Raw genomic sequence first — 16344 nt, forward strand, 5'->3', positions numbered from 1 at the left:
GCGGTAGTTCAGTCGGTTAGAATACCGGCCTGTCACGCCGGGGGTCGCGGGTTCGAGTCCCGTCCGCTGCGCCATATCCGCTTCGAGGTCACTGAACACCTCGATGCACAAAGAAAGCGACCTTCGGGTCGCTTTTTTTGTTTCTGTGGCCTGGTGAATGGCTAGTGCCCGCCTTTATATCAATCGCCAGTGCTGTTAGAAATCGGCGTGGAGCTGACAGGGTCAGTTTGAACATTTACCTGATGCTGACAGACTCTTCACCGACCAGCGGTTTCAGCGACCCAGCGATGTGTTGCACAATAGGCACCATTCGTTCTTCCCGGAATTGACAATGTCCAGATCTACCGTCTCAGTAGCGCTCGGGCTGGCCCTGGTGCTGGCGGGTGTTTCCGGCTGTTCCTCGAAAAAGGCAGCGATCTACGAACACGAGAACTTCGACGACTCGGGGACGTTCTCGCGCAGTTTCCAGGTCAGCGATGCCGGATCGTGCGAAGCCGCGCGCCGGGCATTGTTGAGCCAGGGCTATATCATCACCAGCAGTGACGCGAGCCAGGTGGCCGGCAACAAGAGCTTCCAGCAGAACGCCGAGAACCACCTGCAGATCAGCTTCAACATCACCTGTGCTCCCGACAGCAGCGACGATCAGCGCTCGACGATCTTTGCCAACGCCTTGCAGGATCGCTACACCCTGAAAAAATCCAATACCTCGGCCAGCCTCGGAGTGGGCATCCTCGGCTCGGTGTCGATGCCGATCGGCTCCACCGACGACTCCATGGTCAAGGTGGCCAGCGAAACCGTGACTTCGCCGCAGTTCTACGAGCGTTATTTCTCCCTGGTCGAAAGCTACCTGCCAAAGCCGAAGAAGCAGAAGAAGGCCACCCCTCAAGTGGAGCCGCCCAAGCCTGAAAAACCGGCGCAGGAGTTGGGCTTGCCCGAGCCTGCAGCATTGGCCCCGGCCGTTCAGCCAGCGGCGGTACCGGTGTCTGGCAGCGCGCCACAGGTCGAGCCGGCAGCGCCGGTGACTCCTTCGGAGCAAGCGCCATCGCCGACCGCTGCAGCACCAGCCGCACCAGCCGCCAGCGAGGCGCCAGCGGCGCCTGTGGTCGACGATAGCCAGGGCTCGCAGCCTATCGCGCCGCCGGTCGAAGCTGCGCCGATCCAGGTGCAGCAAGCAGCACCGACCAGCGAGCCGGCCCCCTCGTCACTCTAGGTAAATGCTTCATCCGCTGTTACACAAGAGCTGCTGTTAACGACTCGAACGCCTGCTACGTTTATTCCTCATGGGGATGTCATGATTCCTTCATCCGGCCCGCATAGCTTGATGGCCAGACCCGTGAAAAAATGAATGCAAGAGGACGCAGGCCAATGGACGATTATCAGGAAGAGCTTCTCGAATTCCAGGCATATGAACTGGACACTCCGGAGCCGGCAGAAGACGCCACCGAGCTCTAGCCCACTTGCCGCTGATGGCGGCGAAACTCCCCCGGTGTCAGCCTCGTCCAGCGCTTGAATGCGCGCTGGAAGGCTTCGGCTGATGCAAACCCCAGCAGATAGGCGATCTCACCGAAGGCCAGCTCCGTGTCACGGATGTAGGTTTCGGCGAGGTCGCGTCGGGTGTCGTTGAGCAGGCCGCGAAAGCTCGAGCCTTCCTCGGCCAGCTTGCGACGCAATGTCCAGGTGGGCAGTTGCAGATGGTGTGACACCTCCTCCAGATCAGGTTCCCGTCCGCCGTTGAGCAACGGGCCGAGCAGATGAGTGATGCGCTCGCCCAGGCTGCGGACACGCGTGCGCTGTGCCAGCTCCGCTTCGCACAGCTGCAGCAGGTGCTGCCAGGTGCTAGGGCAGTGGTGTGGGTTACCCAGCGCGAGTGCGGCCTGGCCGAGGCGTAGCTGGTTGCTGGCAGCGCCGAACTGCACGGGCGTGCTGCACAACCGTTGATACAGGGCACTGTAGGCGGGTGCTTCGAACTCGATCTCCATGCGTTCTGCCAGCACCGGCGTGCCGGCCAGCCCCGACAACTGTGCCAGCCAGCCGGCCAGCAACGAGTCGACCACGAAGCGGTTGTAGGTGTTGTACGGGCTGATCGAGTAAAAGCGCAGCCAGGCTCCTTGGGCGTCTTCGATGAAGGCCGAGCTGCCACGATAGTTGGCAGCGTACAGCGGCTCGAAGCGCAGCAGAGTACGCGCAGCCTCCCGCACGTTCGGGGCCTGTGCTGCCGTCACGCCCGCCAGGCCGGCCTGGGCTAGGCGGCTCAGGCGTCCCATGCGCAGCCCCAGCGCGGGCTCGGCGCTGAGCTCGATGGCTGCGTGCCCCAGGTGCATGTAGCGGGGAATCGACAGGCGGGCACAGGCTTCATTCACGCGCGCGGCATCCAACCCATAACGTTGCAACAGCGGCGTCGGGTCATGACCCAGTTCCTGCAGGGCTTCGGTCAGCGGCTGGACGAAACCTACCGAGAGGTCACCCAGGCGCACGCGTGGCTGGCGCATGCCCTTACAGCCACAGGTTAAGCAGGCGGGCGCCCTGGCTGGGATCGCCAGCCAGTTGTGCGCCCGCCTGGTTGACAAAGCCTTGGCCGTCGCTGCCCAGCTCCCAGAACTGGCCGCGCAGGAAGACACTGATGCTTGGCAGCTTGGGGTTGGCGGCAAGGATCAGTTGACGCCAGGCCGCCTCCTCGCTGACTTCGCCTTTGCTCAACGGCAACTGGTTGGCCGCCTGTTGGTGGCGGTTGCCACGCCAGGGTGCCTGCCAACTTCCCTTGCCACTGAGAAACACCGGATTGGCGATCAGTTGCACCGACTGGCGAGCCAACAGCTCATGGTTGCGCGGATACCAGCTGTCGCTGCCCACCAGCACACCCAGGCGTCCGGCCGGGGTCTGCACGACCTGCAGCGGCTGGGCCTGGCCATCCTCGATGAAGCGACGGACCTCGCTGTCGGCGTATTGCTGCAACTGTGGCTGGCCAAGTGGTGTGCCATCGCTGGCGAACACCAGGCTGCTGTTGAACAGCGGTCCTTTGCCGACATGCAACTGACCCTTTTCGACATAGGGCGCCGGCAGCACGATGGAGCCGGCCACCAGGGTGACACCGAACTCGCGGGCCAGGCCGCCAAACAGCTGCTGGTAGTCGGCGGCCATCTGCCGCGCCTTCATGCGCAGGTGCGCGTCGGAACGGCGGTCATCGCCAGTGGCCGCTAGCATGGCCAGGCCGTAGCGCACGGGATTGCTCAGTTCCAGCCACTGCCAGGCTTCACGGAACTGGGTGACCTGGTACAGCTCCTTTTTCTCGCCGCGGGCCCAGAGCCAGGTGCCGATATGCTCGGGCAGCACCACCACCGTTCGCGGGTTGACCAAGCCTTGGGCGCGGGCCTGTTCCAGATAGGCCGAGAGCTTGCGGTGCAGGCGCTCGAGGTTCTGGTAGTCGCTGGGGTAGAGCAGCGGCTCGATGCCCAGCAGGTTGCCGTGTTCGCCGGGAACGCCCTGGTTGAGCGCCAGTTGGATGCGCAAATCGGATAGGTAATGACCTTCCGGGCGCTGCTGGGTCCAGAAGCCATAGCTGAACAGGGCGGCGATCATCACCAGCGCCAGGGCGCTTGCCAGGAGTTTGCGCATGAAACGGTACGGCATCTTTAGGCCAAGGGTGTCCTAGGGTAGTCCCGCTGTGCAGCAGGATCAATAAGTTGTCAGTTTCGATCATTGAGCCGGTTCAAACGCCTGTTTAATGTCGACGGCAGACAAACGACGGGGCCCGTGTGAGGTACCCGCATTCCGTGATCACGCCTCATCTGGAGTCCCTCCATGGCTGCCGAACGCTACCCACACCTGCTGGCCCCGCTCGACCTGGGCTTCACCACCCTGCGTAACCGCACCCTGATGGGCTCCATGCACACCGGGCTCGAAGAGCGCCCGGGGGGCTTCGAGCGGATGGCCGCCTACTTCGCCGAACGTGCCCGTGGCGGTGTCGGCCTGATGGTGACCGGCGGTATTGCACCGAACGACGAGGGTGGCGTGTACTCGGGCGCGGCCAAGCTCAGCACCGAGGAAGAAGCCGACAAGCATCGGATCGTCACCGAGGCGGTGCACGCGGCGGGAGGCAAGATCTGCCTGCAGATCCTGCATGCCGGTCGTTACGCCTACAGCCCGCGGCAGGTGGCGCCCAGTGCCATCCAGGCACCGATCAACCCGTTCAAGCCCAAGGAACTGGACGAGGCGGGTATCGAGAAGCAGATCGACGACTTCGTCAACTGTTCGGTACTGGCCCAGCGTGCCGGCTATGACGGCGTCGAGATCATGGGTTCGGAAGGCTATTTCATCAACCAGTTCCTCGCCGCGCACACCAACCACCGGACTGACCGCTGGGGCGGCAGCTACGAGAACCGCATGCGTCTTGCAGTAGAGATCGTCGGGCGCGTACGCAAAGCGGTGGGCCGCGAGTTCATCATCATCTTCCGCCTGTCGATGCTCGACCTGGTCGAAGGTGGCAGCAACTGGGCGGAGATCGTGCAGTTGGCCAAGGCCATCGAGCAGGCGGGCGCCACCCTGATCAACACCGGCATCGGCTGGCACGAGGCGCGTATCCCGACCATCGCCACCAAGGTGCCGCGCGCGGCGTTCAGCAAGGTCACCGCCAAGCTGCGCGGCGCAGTGCAGATTCCGCTGATCACCACCAACCGCATCAACACGCCCGAAGTGGCCGAAGCGGTGCTGGCCGAAGGCGATGCCGACATGGTGTCGATGGCTCGGCCTTTCCTTGCCGACCCTGACTTCGTCAACAAGGCCGCCGAGGGCCGCGCGGACGAGATCAACACCTGCATCGGCTGCAACCAGGCCTGCCTCGACCACACCTTCGGCGGCAAGTTGACCAGTTGCCTGGTCAACCCGCGTGCCTGCCACGAGACCGAGCTCAACTACCTGCCGGTACGTGCGGTGAAACGCATCGCCGTGGTCGGCGCAGGGCCTGCTGGCCTCGCCGCGGCGACGGTCGCCGCCGAGCGTGGGCACGAGGTGACCCTGTTCGATGCCAGCGCCGAGATCGGCGGGCAGTTCAACGTGGCCAAGCGCGTGCCCGGCAAGGAAGAGTTCTTCGAGACCCTGCGCTATTTCGCCAACAAAGTGAAGAGCAGCGGCGTGACGTTGCGCCTGAACACCCGTGTCGGTGTCGACGACCTGACGGCGGGCGGATTCGACGAGATCATCCTGGCGACCGGCATCACCCCGCGTACGCCGACCATCCCCGGCGTCGAGCATGCCAAGGTGCTGAGCTACCTCGACGTGCTGCTCGAGCGCAAGCCAGTAGGGGAGCGAGTTGCCGTGATCGGTGCCGGAGGTATCGGTTTCGACGTCAGTGAGTACCTGGTGCACAAGGGTGTTGCGACCAGCCAGGATCGTGCGGCGTTCTGGAAGGAGTGGGGTATCGATACCCACCTTGAAGCCCGCGGCGGTATCGCGGGGGTCAAGCCTGAGCCCCATGCCCCGGCACGCCAGGTCTATCTGCTGCAGCGCAAGAAAACCAAGGTCGGCGACGGCCTGGGCAAGACCACTGGCTGGATTCACCGCACGGGCCTGAAGAACAAGCAGGTGCAGATGCTCAACAGCGTCGATTACCTGAAGATCGATGACGCTGGTCTGCATGTGCGCATTGGCGAAGGCGAACCGCAGCTGCTGGCGGTGGACAACGTGGTGATATGCGCCGGCCAGGAGCCCCAGCGCGAGTTGTATGAGGGGCTGCTGGCGAACGGGCAATCGGTGCACCTGATCGGTGGTGCGGATGTCGCCGCCGAGCTCGATGCCAAGCGTGCGATCAACCAGGGGTCGCGCCTGGCGGCAGAACTCTAGGCAGACATAGTTAGTACCGTTTGTTCGCACGGTGGCGGCAACCTCTCGGTTTTCAGAGAGATTGCCGCCATGACCAATACCTCGCAGCCCCAGCCGCTTACCGCCGAACTGCCTGATCAACTACCTGAAATCGACACGCTGCCCACGCTTCGGGCAGCAGCCCTCGCGTTGTTCGAGGAGCACTTGCCGGGCCTGCTGGCGCGTACGCCGCACCTGTTGCAATTCACCGGCGGCGATGGCGCTGCTGAACGCTCGCTTGCCCATGCGCATGCCCTGACAACCTTGGTCGAATCCGCACGATTGGGACAGACGAAAGCCGACCTCTTCGATCCGGCGCAGGCGGTGCTTTCGTCGAGCGCCAGTTCGCTGGCCGAAGATGATCTGCTCGTTGACGTGACCCTGAAGCAGGTGCTCGACGCCTTGCAGCTTATCGACGCCAAGGCTGTGCTCAGCCGTTTCGAGGACGATGCGCAAACCTACTGGGAGGTGCCCCCGCAGTTGTCTTCGGCTCCTCGAAAATTGGCCATGGAGCAGCAGGTGCGCTCGAGCCTGGCGGACGATGTACAGCTGCTGGAGAGCGTCGGAACGCTCACTGCCGAAGCCAGGGCACTGATCGAAGATATCGTCGAACACCCTCGTTTCTCCGACCGCAGCCTGGCACGTGGCGTCTACGACCTGACAGTCCACACCGGTGGCGCGGCGAAGTCCTTCTCCCTGCCAGGTATGTTGGTTCTCACCGAAATCCCGGCCGGCTACGATCCGGCACTTTCCTATGTGACCGAGCGGCAGGCCCTGACCGGCGAAGCTGTGTTGTATTGCAGCGGATATCTTGGGTTTGTCCTTCGTCACGACAACCTCCAGGCCACCCTGGATGAGGTGCGCAAGGCGCTGTTGGAGGACCGCGCCTGGGGCCTGGCCTTGTTGATGCGCCTGACACCGCAGGCGCAACGGGACTTGCTCGAGGAGTGGGAGCGTGAAGGTGCAAGCTTCGAGGTACGAGCCGGGTTGATCGAGGGCAATCCGTTCGAGCATCTGGCCAAACAGCAACGTGACACCTGGTATGCCAGCGCGACCAGCGAACATTCTGGTGTATGGGATGACCGCAACGGTCTGGATGTGTCACGCGCACGCTCCACGCGGGTGTTGCTAGCGTTCGAAGCCGAGCGCCAATTGCTGCGGGCACAGTTGCCGGAAGGGCTGCGCAACCTCGCTCAAGCGCAGCAGAAGGTACTGGATGGTATGTTGCTCGACATTGCCCGGCAGCAGAGCCTCGCCGAAGGCTATTGGAAGGAGTTGCCCGCGTTCGAGGATTTCGCCCGTGATCGGATCCGCGCCGAGTTGCGCGAGGAAGGGCAGGATCTGGACCCCCGGGCAGTCACCGTCGAGATCGAAATCGTTGAGTACAGCCCTGAATTGCCGGAGGTGGAACTTGCACCGGGTGTCACCCCTGATCTTGCACAGTCGCAAAGCGTGCAGAGCGAGTGCTCGCTGGTCGAATACATTGCCATGCGCATGGACGCCAGGGCCGACGCCAGTTGGACGGTCGGTTTCAGTGGCGTGACGCAGGCACAGTCGCGCTATCTCTCCAGCACGCGGCTGACGGCCCTGAGCCGTCGACTGGACCTGCAGAAGCACTATCAGCAAGCAATCAACAAGGCGTTGACGACACCCGCTGCTGGCGAGACCAAGGATCTGCACCAACGGCGCCGCGATGCCGCGACAGCCCTGTTCGAGAAACGCCTGCGGCTCGATGCGTTTCTGGCCCATGCCACGGGTGATCTGGACGATTCCGGGTATCAGGCTATCCAGGATGTTCTGGATCATCCATCGCCTGGCAAGCGGCCTCTGCGCGAAGGACAACGCGCTGAGTTGCAAGTACTCAAGCTGGGTGGCAACTCTTTGCGTGACGTGCTGATCTTCCATGAAACCGGCGAGTCGTCGCTGGTTTGCTACACCCCCGGCCATCCGTCCGGCAAGCCGTTCAGGCGCCACAGCTCCCGCAGTACCCTGCGCGCCGTGATGACCCGGGAGCTCGAAGGCATCCGAGATCCGGCGCAGTGGAGCGCAAGCACCGAGTACTGGGTGTCGCGGTTCGGGCGTCATCAGCTTGGGCAGGCCTTTCCTTTGTTGCTTCGCATCGCGGATGGCAAGGCCGGCGCAGACCTGGACACGCAAACCCTCAGCCAATCGGTGGGCATGGCTGTTTTCGATTATCGGATCGCTTATCTGCTGGCCGAAGGTAACAGCCTGGCGGTATCCGATGCCGAGTTGCGACTGGAGCGTGGGCTGGACATCGCTGTCACCGTGTTCCGCGTGTTGAGTACGCTGATTCCCGCACGGGTCATGACCATGCTCGACCTCGCAGAGCTTGGTTATTACCTGTTCAACAGTTACGCGGCGCTGGCCAGTGGGGAGCGTGAGCAGGCCGGAGCCTATGCCATCGAGTTCTTGAGCAGCCTGAGCGGACTGGCCAATGCCAAGTTCTACAGGTTCAGGGCACCCGTCGCCTCGGGGGTGCCGCTGCGCCTGGCGGGAGGCAGTGGTACGCGGACGGTCGCTGCGATCAGCGAGGCGCCCAAGCCACAGGGCTCACCCTTTGCCATTTCCGAGGGGCCGCGGCAGGGGTTGCTGGTCTTCGACGGCCGGTTGAACGTGTCTTTGCAGGGCCGTTACTACCCTGTCTATGAGGTGCGTGACCCGCTGCAACGGACCTCGAGTTTCCATATCGGATCAGGCGGCGACACTCAGAGCCGCTCGCTGTTTTCCAATCCCGATCCGAGGATCGAACGTGATCCGCGCACAGGTGACTGGCTGATCGTGCGCCGTCCGGGGCTGCTGGGGGGGATGGACCAGCCACTGCCGGTTCGGACGATGCCGGTGAACGCGCTGCGTGGGGTCAGTGAAAGCGCCGATGGCAGTGGCCGGGTTTTCCGCATCATGGACGGCGCCCAGGAACTGAAGGTGATGTTCGATCTGGAGTACTGCTGTTGGTACTCGTCGTCCAAACGCTTGTACTACCGGTGGGATGAACAGACAAGCCGCTATGTGGGCGCTGCCGATCCTGGCCCGAAGGCGTCTCGAATGGTGCGCCAGCAGGCGCGTCTGGAGCTGGAGTGTCCCCAGCGGCCAGTGCTGCCGGAGCAGCCGCCGAGCAGTGGGCTGGAGCCGCTGCCCAAGGATATCCACCAGATCTGGATCGGAAGTGCAGACGCTCTGATAGAGGCGCACGACGCTACGCTCAAGGCCAACATCGAGATGGCACAACAGGGCGGTTATAAATTGCATCTGCACTTCCTGGGCCTCAGTAGGTGGGGGTTGGGCAATGTGGTGCAGTTGCGCAAGCTGCGCTCGCGCTACCCGGGGGCGACCTGCACGGCGGTGAGGCAGGAGGTGTTCTTCAAACCTTTCGAAGATAGCCCGCAGGGCGAAGTGTTCAAGTTCTTCCTCCGGCCGGAAACCCGTAACTACGCAGCGGCCTGCGACGCCTTGCGCTACAGGTTGATACACGAACTGGGTGGTGTGTACATGGACATGGACGATGTACTGCTCAGCCCGCTGCCAGGCTTCATGCTGCAGCCCGGGCAACTGGCGGTAGGCGGGGTGGTGAGCAACATGACCCTGCAGCTCTACGGCCCCAACAACAGCCATTTCGCCTCGCTCAAGGGCAACCCGTTGCTCGATGCGGTGTTGCGTGAAATGTCCAAGCGTTTCAGCGAGAGCCAGAAGCTTGGCTATCGCCCGAAGTTCTCCGACCCGGGTTTCACCGCGTACATGCGCGAGATATCCAGGGTGACCGGCCCCGATCTGCTCAATTCCGTGCGGCATCGGGCCAGTGCGATCGATAAGGCCTTGACCGAAGCGAAGATGTATATCTTCGAACTACAGGACAACGGTGTGCGTCCCGAGATTTCGGTATCAGCATGGGTGAAACGCGTCTCTGCACTGCTGACGCCGCTGGAGGACTTCATCGATACCGGCAATGCCCACAGTTGGAAGACGGGGCGCCGTTGACCTGCTAACGTGCAGGTTTTTCGGGATGCTGCAGATGTTCGATGGATTTCCCGGCTCCACCGCCGCGCCCCTGCAAAGCCTGCACCTGCCCTGGCTGGTGCAGGCTGGCGTGGCGTGCGCAGTATTGCGCCTGGACCTGATCGACCCACTGGTCAGTGGCAACAAGTGGTTCAAGCTGCAGCACCACCTGCGTGCTGCCCAGAAGGCAGGTGCACCCGGCTTGATCAGCCTGGGCGGCAACCACTCCAATCATTTGCATGCCTTGGCCGCTGCGGGCAGGCGCTTCGGCTTCGCCACCGCTGGGTTGTTGCGTGGTCAGCGGCAAGACACCCCGACCGTCCGTGACCTGGAGGCGCTGGGCATGACCTTGCACTGGTTGGGCTACGGTGGTTACCGGGCGCGAAATGAGCAGGGCTTCTGGCAACCCTGGCAGGCGCGCTATCCAGGCTGGCATTGCATCCCCGAGGGAGGGGGCGGCGTGGAGGGCGCCTTGGGGTGTGGGCAGATCGTCGAGCAGGCGCGGGCGCAACTGGCGTCTATCGGTTGGGACGATTACCACGCCTGGTGGCTGGCGGTGGGCACCGGCACCACGCTGGCAGGCCTGGTGCTGGCCGAGCAGGGCGCGCATCCGGTGCATGGCGCCCTGGCGGTGCCGCGCGACCATGGTGTGGAGCAGGGCATTGCGCAGTTGGCGGGTACAGCTGGCTATTGCCTGCACGACGCCAGCCGCGCTGGATTCGCCCGGCGCGATGAGGCGTTGCTGGCATTCATTGCAGACAGCGAGCGTTACAGCGGTCTGCCGCTCGAGGCGATCTACACGGGGAAGGCGCTGCTGGCCCTGCGTGAGCAGGTCGAGGCCGGGCGATTTTCGCCCGGCACCCGCCTGATCTTCGTTCATACCGGTGGCCTGCAGGGGCGGCGCGGTTACTTGTAGGGCAGCATGCGCAGCAGTGTGTTGTCCCGGCGTATGTAGTGGTGGTAAAGCCCGGCAATGGCATGCAGCCCGATCAGCCAGTAGCCCCAGGTGCCGATGCGTTCATGCCAGCCCTTGATGAACTTCGCTTGGTCCGGATCCTGGCCGATCAGTGCAGGCAGCTCCAGCCCAAAGAATGGTATCGGCTTGCCCGCAGCGCTGAGGATCAGCCAGCCGGCCAACGGCATGCCGATCATCAGCAGGTAAAGCAGCACGTGAACCAGATGGGAGAGGCCGGTCTGCCAGGCGGGTGGCTTGGGCACGATAGGCGGTGTCGGGCGCGCAAGGCGCATGGCCAGGCGTAGCCATACCAGCACGAACACTGTGAGCCCGAGCATGAAGTGCAGGCTCTTCATCAGGTCGCGCTCGGCACTGTCCTTGGGGAACAGCCCGCGTAGCTCGATGCAGGCATAGACGGCGGCGAGCAGCACCAGCATCAACCAGTGCAGGGTGATGGACAGGCGCGCATAGTGGGGCTCGGGAGTGGATGAAACCATGGTCGGTCCTCGTCATCAGGTTGGGTGGGCGCTCTTGCTGGCGCCTGGTGTGGACTTTAGCGCGTCGATTGGTAATTTTTCGTTGTTTCAGGTCGGTTGTTTCGATGATTTTTGGGCTCGGAACGGCATTTTCTCGAGCACTGGTCCTGGGTCATCCCGATAAGTTTGGCCAGCTGTCACGCACCAGAAACACTCGCTCCGCCTCTTGCCAGGCGCCTTCACCATCCTCCTCCAACCTCACCAGCAATTGTGCCGCGGCTCCTTCCTCCAGGCGCCACAGCCAGGCTGCAAAACCCGCCGCCCCCCAGTGATCCCCAGCCTCGACCCGTGCAGGTGCCAGCCAGGCATGGCGTTGCAGCGGTTGCCAGAGTGCCGTCGGGTGAGCGCTGGCATACTGCGCCCACTCGCGTCGATGCAGCCAGCGACCGCGCAGGTGCGCAGGGTTGGCCCCGAAGGGGGATGCGGTTTGTCCCGGCCATGGATGAAAAAGATAGCCGCCCAGCCACAGGTGCGACTGCACATCGCCCACCTGCAGTTGATTCAGGGCTTCGCGGCTTTCGGCCCGAGCCGAGATCGGCAACTGATGTGCGACCAGATGCGCCAGCTTGCTGCCAAGCCGGTCGTGGCAACCTGGACCCAGCCACTGCGCCGGGTCGCGGGCATCAGCCTGATCCGGCCCGAGGTAGAGCTTGATCGCCAGTTCCAGGTGATGGTCGCCCGTGCGATCGCGCAGCAGGATATCCAGCTCACCCAAGGTTTGCCGGCCCTGGCGGATTGCCAGGTTGGCGGCCAGCAGCTCGACGCCGGGTGCCTGCAGCAGGGCGAATTGCCAGAGGCTTTCGTAGTACAGCCCCAAGCGCCGGCTGGTGAGGCGCGCCAGCCACGCCTGCAAGGGCTGCGGATCGCGGTCGAGGGCGAGCAGCCAGTCGCGCAACTGCCCGGGATCGTCCGCCCAGCCGCTGGCCGCCAGCGGATGGCGTTGCGGGCAGGGCGGTTCGCTCAGCAGCGGCGACGACAGCAGCGTCCACGCCAGATCGCGCACGCCAGGGTGGCGTAGCTGGCGGGGCAGGGCATGGAGGTCGGTGAAGGGCGTCATCCTGCGAGCATAGCCGGTTTGCCGCTGGCCGGTCGTTTCGCCCATAATCCAGGCATTGTCACCCGCCGCAGAGCCTTGCAGGAGCCCCATGGAGCAATTTCGCAATATCGGTATCATCGGACGCCTCGGTAGCTCGCAGGTGCTCGACACCATTCGCCGACTGAAGAAGTTCCTGCTCGAGCGCCACCTGCACGTGATCCTCGAGGACACTATCGCCGAAGTGCTGCCCGGTCACGGCCTGCAGACCTCCACGCGCAAGCTGCTGGGCGAGGTCTGCGACCTGGTCATCGTCGTCGGTGGCGACGGCAGCCTGTTGGGCGCCGCCCGAGCGCTGGCCCGGCACAACATCCCGGTGCTGGGTATCAACCGCGGCAACCTGGGCTTTCTCACCGACATTCGCCCCGACGAGCTGGAAACCAAGGTCGCCGAGGTGCTCGACGGCCACTATCTGGTCGAGAACCGCTTCCTGCTACAGGCCGAGGTTCGCCGTCACAACGAAGCCATTGGCCAGGGCGACGCGCTCAACGATGTGGTGCTGCACCCGGGCAAGTCGACGCGGATGATCGAGTTCGAGATCTACATCGACGGCCAGTTCGTCTGCAGCCAGAAGGCCGACGGCCTGATCGTCGCCACGCCCACGGGCTCCACCGCCTACGCGCTGTCGGCCGGCGGCCCGATCATGCACCCCAAGCTCGATGCCATCGTCATCGTGCCGATGTACCCGCACACCCTGTCTGGCCGGCCGATCGTGGTCGATGGCAACAGCGAGCTGAAGATCGTGGTCGCCAAGGACCTGCAGATCTACCCGCAGGTCTCCTGCGACGGGCAGAACCACTTCACCTGCGCTCCAGGCGACACCATCACGGTGAGCAAGAAGCCACAGAAGCTGCGCCTGATCCATCCGCTGGATCATAACTACTACGAAGTCTGCCGCACCAAGCTTGGCTGGGGCAGTCGTCTGGGGGGCAGGGACGACTGATGCTCGATCCGGCACGCAGTTTCGACATCATCGGCGACGTTCACGGTTGTGCGTTGACCCTCGAACGCCTGCTCGACACCCTTGGCTACACGCGCACGGGTGGTGTCTGGCGCCATGCGCGGCGCCAGGCACTGTTCCTCGGCGACATCGTCGATCGAGGCCCGCGCATCCGCGAGGCGCTGCACATCGTCCATGACATGGTCGAAGCCGGCCAGGCCCACTGCATCATGGGCAATCACGAGTACAACGCCCTGGGCTGGGTCACGCCGGCGCTTCCCGGCAGCGGCAAGGCCTTCGTGCGCGAGCACACGCCGCGCCATGCCCGCCTGATCGACGAGACCCTCACCCAATTCGCCCAGCATCCCGGCGACTGGCATGATTTCATCCAGTGGTTCTACACCCTGCCGCTGTTCGTCGACGCCGGGCGTTTCCGCCTGGTGCATGCCTGCTGGGACCACCAACTGATCGCACAACTGCGCGCCCAATACCCGAACGGCCGTATCGACGAGCACTTCGTGCAGGCCTCTGCGGTCTCGGGAAGCTTTGCCTCGACCGTGTGCAACCGCCTGCTGCGCGGCACCGACATGCGCCTGCCAGACGGCCTCACGCTGACCGGCGGCGACGGCCTGACCCGCGCCTTCTTCCGCACCAAATTCTGGGAGGAAGACCCGCAAACCTATGGCGACATCGTGTTCCAGCCCGATGCGCTGCCCGAGGAAGTGGCCCGCGCGCCGCTCAGCCACAGCCAGAAGAACGCGCTGCTGCGTTATTCGGAGGATGAACCACTGCTGTTCGTCGGTCACTACTGGCGCAGCGGCCACCCCGCGCCGATCCGCGCCAACCTGGCCTGCCTGGACTACAGCGCGGTGCTCTACGGCAAGCTGGCCGCCTACCGGCTGGACGACGAAACCCGCATCGATCCGCACAAGTTCGTCTGGGTCGATGTCGACCGACCGCAGGCCAGCCAATGAACGTGATCGAAGTGATGCGTCTGCCGCTGGGTGTCGACCTCAGTGGCTTCGTCACCTTGTTGCGGCGCCTCGAGGTGCCGCACCGGGTAGTCGAGGAGGGCAGTGAGCAAGTGCTCTGGGTGCCGCCCGCCATGGCCGCGCAGGTGCTCGAGCTCTATCGCCGCTACCCTGACGGCAATGCCGATGCGGATTCGCTCGTGGGTGCGCAAACGCCCGCGAGCGAGCCGACCCGGCCCCCGCTGAAGGAGCAGTTGCGCGCCTGCAAGGTCACCGCTGCGATCCTGCTGCTGTGCATTGCCGTGGTCGGCTTGACCGGCCTTGGCGAAAACCTTTCGACCCTGAGCTGGTTCACCTTCCAGGACTACCAGGTACAGGGCGACTACCTCTACTTCGTGCCGCTGGCCCAAAGCCTGGGTGAGGGCCAGTGGTGGCGCCTGGTGTCGCCCATGCTGCTGCACTTCGGCGTCCTGCACCTGGCCATGAACGGGCTGTGGTACTGGGAGCTGGGGCGGCGCATCGAGTTGCGCCAAGGGCCTTGGGCGTTGCTGGCGCTGACCCTGGTGTTCAGCCTGGTGTCGAACCTGGCCCAGCATTTCATCGGCGGCCCAAACCTGTTCGGTGGCCTGTCCGGAGTGCTCTACGGCTTGCTCGGTTACCTCTGGCTCTACCAGTGGCTGGCGCCCAACCCCTTGTTCAGCCTGCCCCGCGGCGTGCTGGTGATGATGCTCATCTGGCTGGTGATCTGCCTGAGTGGCGTGGTCGGCCAGCTCGGCTTCGGCCAGATCGCCAATGCCGCCCATGTCGGCGGGTTGCTCATCGGATGCCTGACAGGCCTCTTGGGTGGACTGCTGGCCCGGCGTAAACTGTCGGCTTGATTTAGGAGACGCTCATGTCCACTTTCGCGCAAATGATCGAAAACATCACCCCCGAGATCTACCAGAGCCTGAAGACGGCGGTGGAACTCGGCAAATGGTCCGATGGCCGCAAGCTCACCGCCGAGCAGAAGGAGCTGTCGCTGCAGGCAGTGATCGCCTGGGAAATCCAGAACCTGCCCGAGGAAGAGCGCACCGGCTACATGGGGCCGCAGGAATGCGCCTCCAAATCCGCGCCGATCCCCAACATTCTGTTCAAGTCGGACTCGGTACATTGATCGAACTCGCTCGTGGCTCCTTGAGCAAGATGGCGGTGCGTCTCGAAGCACCGGTCGTGCAGTACAGCTTTCGCCTCGGTGAGGAGCAGGTGCCGGTCAACCCGTTGATCGGCCAGTCGCTGCGTCTGGAATATCTCGGTGCGATCCACTGCACCCATTGCGGCAAGCGCACCAAGACCAGTTTCAGCCAGGGCTACTGCTACCCCTGCATGACCAAACTGGCCCAGTGCGATGTGTGCATCATGGCCCCGGAACGTTGCCACTACGACGCCGGCACCTGCCGCGAGCCGTCGTGGGGCGAGCAGTTCTGCATGACCGACCATGTGGTGTACCTGGCCAACTCGTCGGGCATCAAGGTGGGAATCACCCGTGCCACGCAATTGCCCACCCGCTGGCTCGACCAGGGCGCCAGCCAGGCACTGCCGATCATGCGCGTGGCCACCCGCCAACAGTCGGGCCTGGTCGAAGACCTGTTGCGCAGCCAGGTACCGGATCGCACCAACTGGCGCACCCTGCTCAAGGGCGATGCCGAAGCGCTGGACCTGGTCGCGGTGCGCGAGCAGATCTTCGATGCCTGCGCCGAAGGCTTGCGCGAGCTGCAAGGCCGCTTCGGCCTGCAGGCGATCCAGCCACTGCCCGATGCCGAAGTGGTCGAGATGCGCTACCCGGTCCAGGCCTACCCGAAGAAGATCGTCAGCTTCAACCTGGACAAGGACCCGGTGGTGGAAGGCACGCTGCTGGGCATCAAGGGCCAGTACCTGATCTTCGACACCGGCGTGATCAATATTCGCAAGTACACGGCCTACCAGCTGGCCGTGCTCCAGTAAAAGGA

General features: G+C 63.8%; 13 protein-coding genes. 9 read left to right on the plus strand and 4 right to left on the minus strand.

Annotated features, from left to right (window positions below; translation table 11 throughout):
- Positions 1-331 precede the first annotated feature (331 nt).
- On the plus strand, positions 332-1210 hold the full coding sequence (locus AC2CGW_RS14640) for a DUF2242 domain-containing protein (protein ID WP_186666771.1): 879 nt from the start codon (positions 332-334) through the stop codon (positions 1208-1210).
- A 238-nt stretch (positions 1211-1448) separates the two neighbouring features.
- Here the strand turns inward: AC2CGW_RS14640 and AC2CGW_RS14645 are convergent, their stop codons facing one another.
- Both AC2CGW_RS14645 and AC2CGW_RS14650 read right to left on the minus strand, forming a co-directional pair.
- Positions 1449-2489: an AraC family transcriptional regulator gene (locus tag AC2CGW_RS14645; protein WP_426353088.1), complete on the minus strand. Its 1041-nt coding sequence runs from the start codon at positions 2487-2489 to the stop codon at positions 1449-1451.
- Between the two features lie 4 nt (positions 2490-2493).
- Positions 2494-3612, minus strand: coding sequence for a nitrilase-related carbon-nitrogen hydrolase (locus AC2CGW_RS14650; RefSeq protein ID WP_484574222.1), 1119 nt, complete (start codon positions 3610-3612; stop codon positions 2494-2496).
- A gap of 186 nt (positions 3613-3798) precedes the next feature.
- Here AC2CGW_RS14650 and AC2CGW_RS14655 point away from each other — a divergent pair, with 186 nt between their 5' ends.
- The 3 genes from AC2CGW_RS14655 (at position 3799) to AC2CGW_RS14665 (ending at position 10780) form a co-directional block, all read left to right on the plus strand.
- Complete coding sequence (locus AC2CGW_RS14655; RefSeq protein WP_411384085.1) at positions 3799-5835, plus strand: oxidoreductase; 2037 nt, start codon at positions 3799-3801, stop codon at positions 5833-5835.
- Positions 5836-5904: 69 nt separating this feature from the next.
- On the plus strand, positions 5905-9846 hold the full coding sequence (locus AC2CGW_RS14660) for a dermonecrotic toxin domain-containing protein (RefSeq protein WP_484574223.1): 3942 nt from the start codon (positions 5905-5907) through the stop codon (positions 9844-9846).
- 34 nt (positions 9847-9880) lie between these two features.
- A complete protein-coding gene (locus AC2CGW_RS14665; RefSeq protein WP_186667003.1) occupies positions 9881-10780 on the plus strand; it encodes a 1-aminocyclopropane-1-carboxylate deaminase/D-cysteine desulfhydrase in 900 nt (299 codons plus the stop codon).
- Here AC2CGW_RS14665 and AC2CGW_RS14670 read toward each other — a convergent pair.
- Both AC2CGW_RS14670 and AC2CGW_RS14675 read right to left on the minus strand, forming a co-directional pair.
- Positions 10771-11316 (minus strand): cytochrome b, encoded by a 546-nt coding sequence (locus AC2CGW_RS14670; RefSeq protein WP_186707911.1) that lies wholly within the window; start codon positions 11314-11316, stop codon positions 10771-10773. The genes AC2CGW_RS14665 and AC2CGW_RS14670 overlap by 10 nt on opposite strands.
- Positions 11317-11467: 151 nt before the next feature.
- Entirely contained in the window at positions 11468-12502 is a 1035-nt protein-coding gene (locus tag AC2CGW_RS14675; protein WP_484574224.1) for a DUF1853 family protein, read from the minus strand.
- On the opposite strand from AC2CGW_RS14675, the gene AC2CGW_RS14680 reads away from it, so the two are divergent.
- From AC2CGW_RS14680 to AC2CGW_RS14700, 5 genes are read left to right on the plus strand one after another with little or no spacing between them, the layout of a single operon-like run.
- Positions 12501-13391 carry an NAD(+) kinase gene (locus AC2CGW_RS14680; protein WP_054893119.1) on the plus strand — a complete coding sequence of 297 codons (891 nt, stop codon included), beginning with the start codon at positions 12501-12503 and terminating at the stop codon, positions 13389-13391. The genes AC2CGW_RS14675 and AC2CGW_RS14680 overlap by 2 nt on opposite strands.
- Entirely contained in the window at positions 13391-14362 is a 972-nt protein-coding gene (locus tag AC2CGW_RS14685) for a metallophosphoesterase (protein ID WP_186666765.1), read from the plus strand. The genes AC2CGW_RS14680 and AC2CGW_RS14685 overlap by 1 nt, the downstream gene beginning before the upstream one ends.
- The gene (locus tag AC2CGW_RS14690) at positions 14359-15237 is read left to right on the plus strand and encodes a rhomboid family intramembrane serine protease (RefSeq protein WP_186707909.1); all 879 of its coding nucleotides are present in this window, start codon (positions 14359-14361) and stop codon (positions 15235-15237) included. Before AC2CGW_RS14685 ends, AC2CGW_RS14690 begins: the two co-directional genes overlap by 4 nt.
- Before the next feature lie 14 nt (positions 15238-15251).
- On the plus strand, positions 15252-15512 hold the full coding sequence (locus AC2CGW_RS14695; protein WP_065861159.1) for a YeaC family protein: 261 nt from the start codon (positions 15252-15254) through the stop codon (positions 15510-15512).
- The gene (locus AC2CGW_RS14700) at positions 15509-16339 is read left to right on the plus strand and encodes a DUF2797 domain-containing protein (RefSeq protein WP_186666763.1); all 831 of its coding nucleotides are present in this window, start codon (positions 15509-15511) and stop codon (positions 16337-16339) included. The genes AC2CGW_RS14695 and AC2CGW_RS14700 overlap by 4 nt, the downstream gene beginning before the upstream one ends.
- Positions 16340-16344 lie beyond the last annotated feature (5 nt).

This window comes from Pseudomonas sp. SYWMCR5 (genome assembly GCF_057197165.1).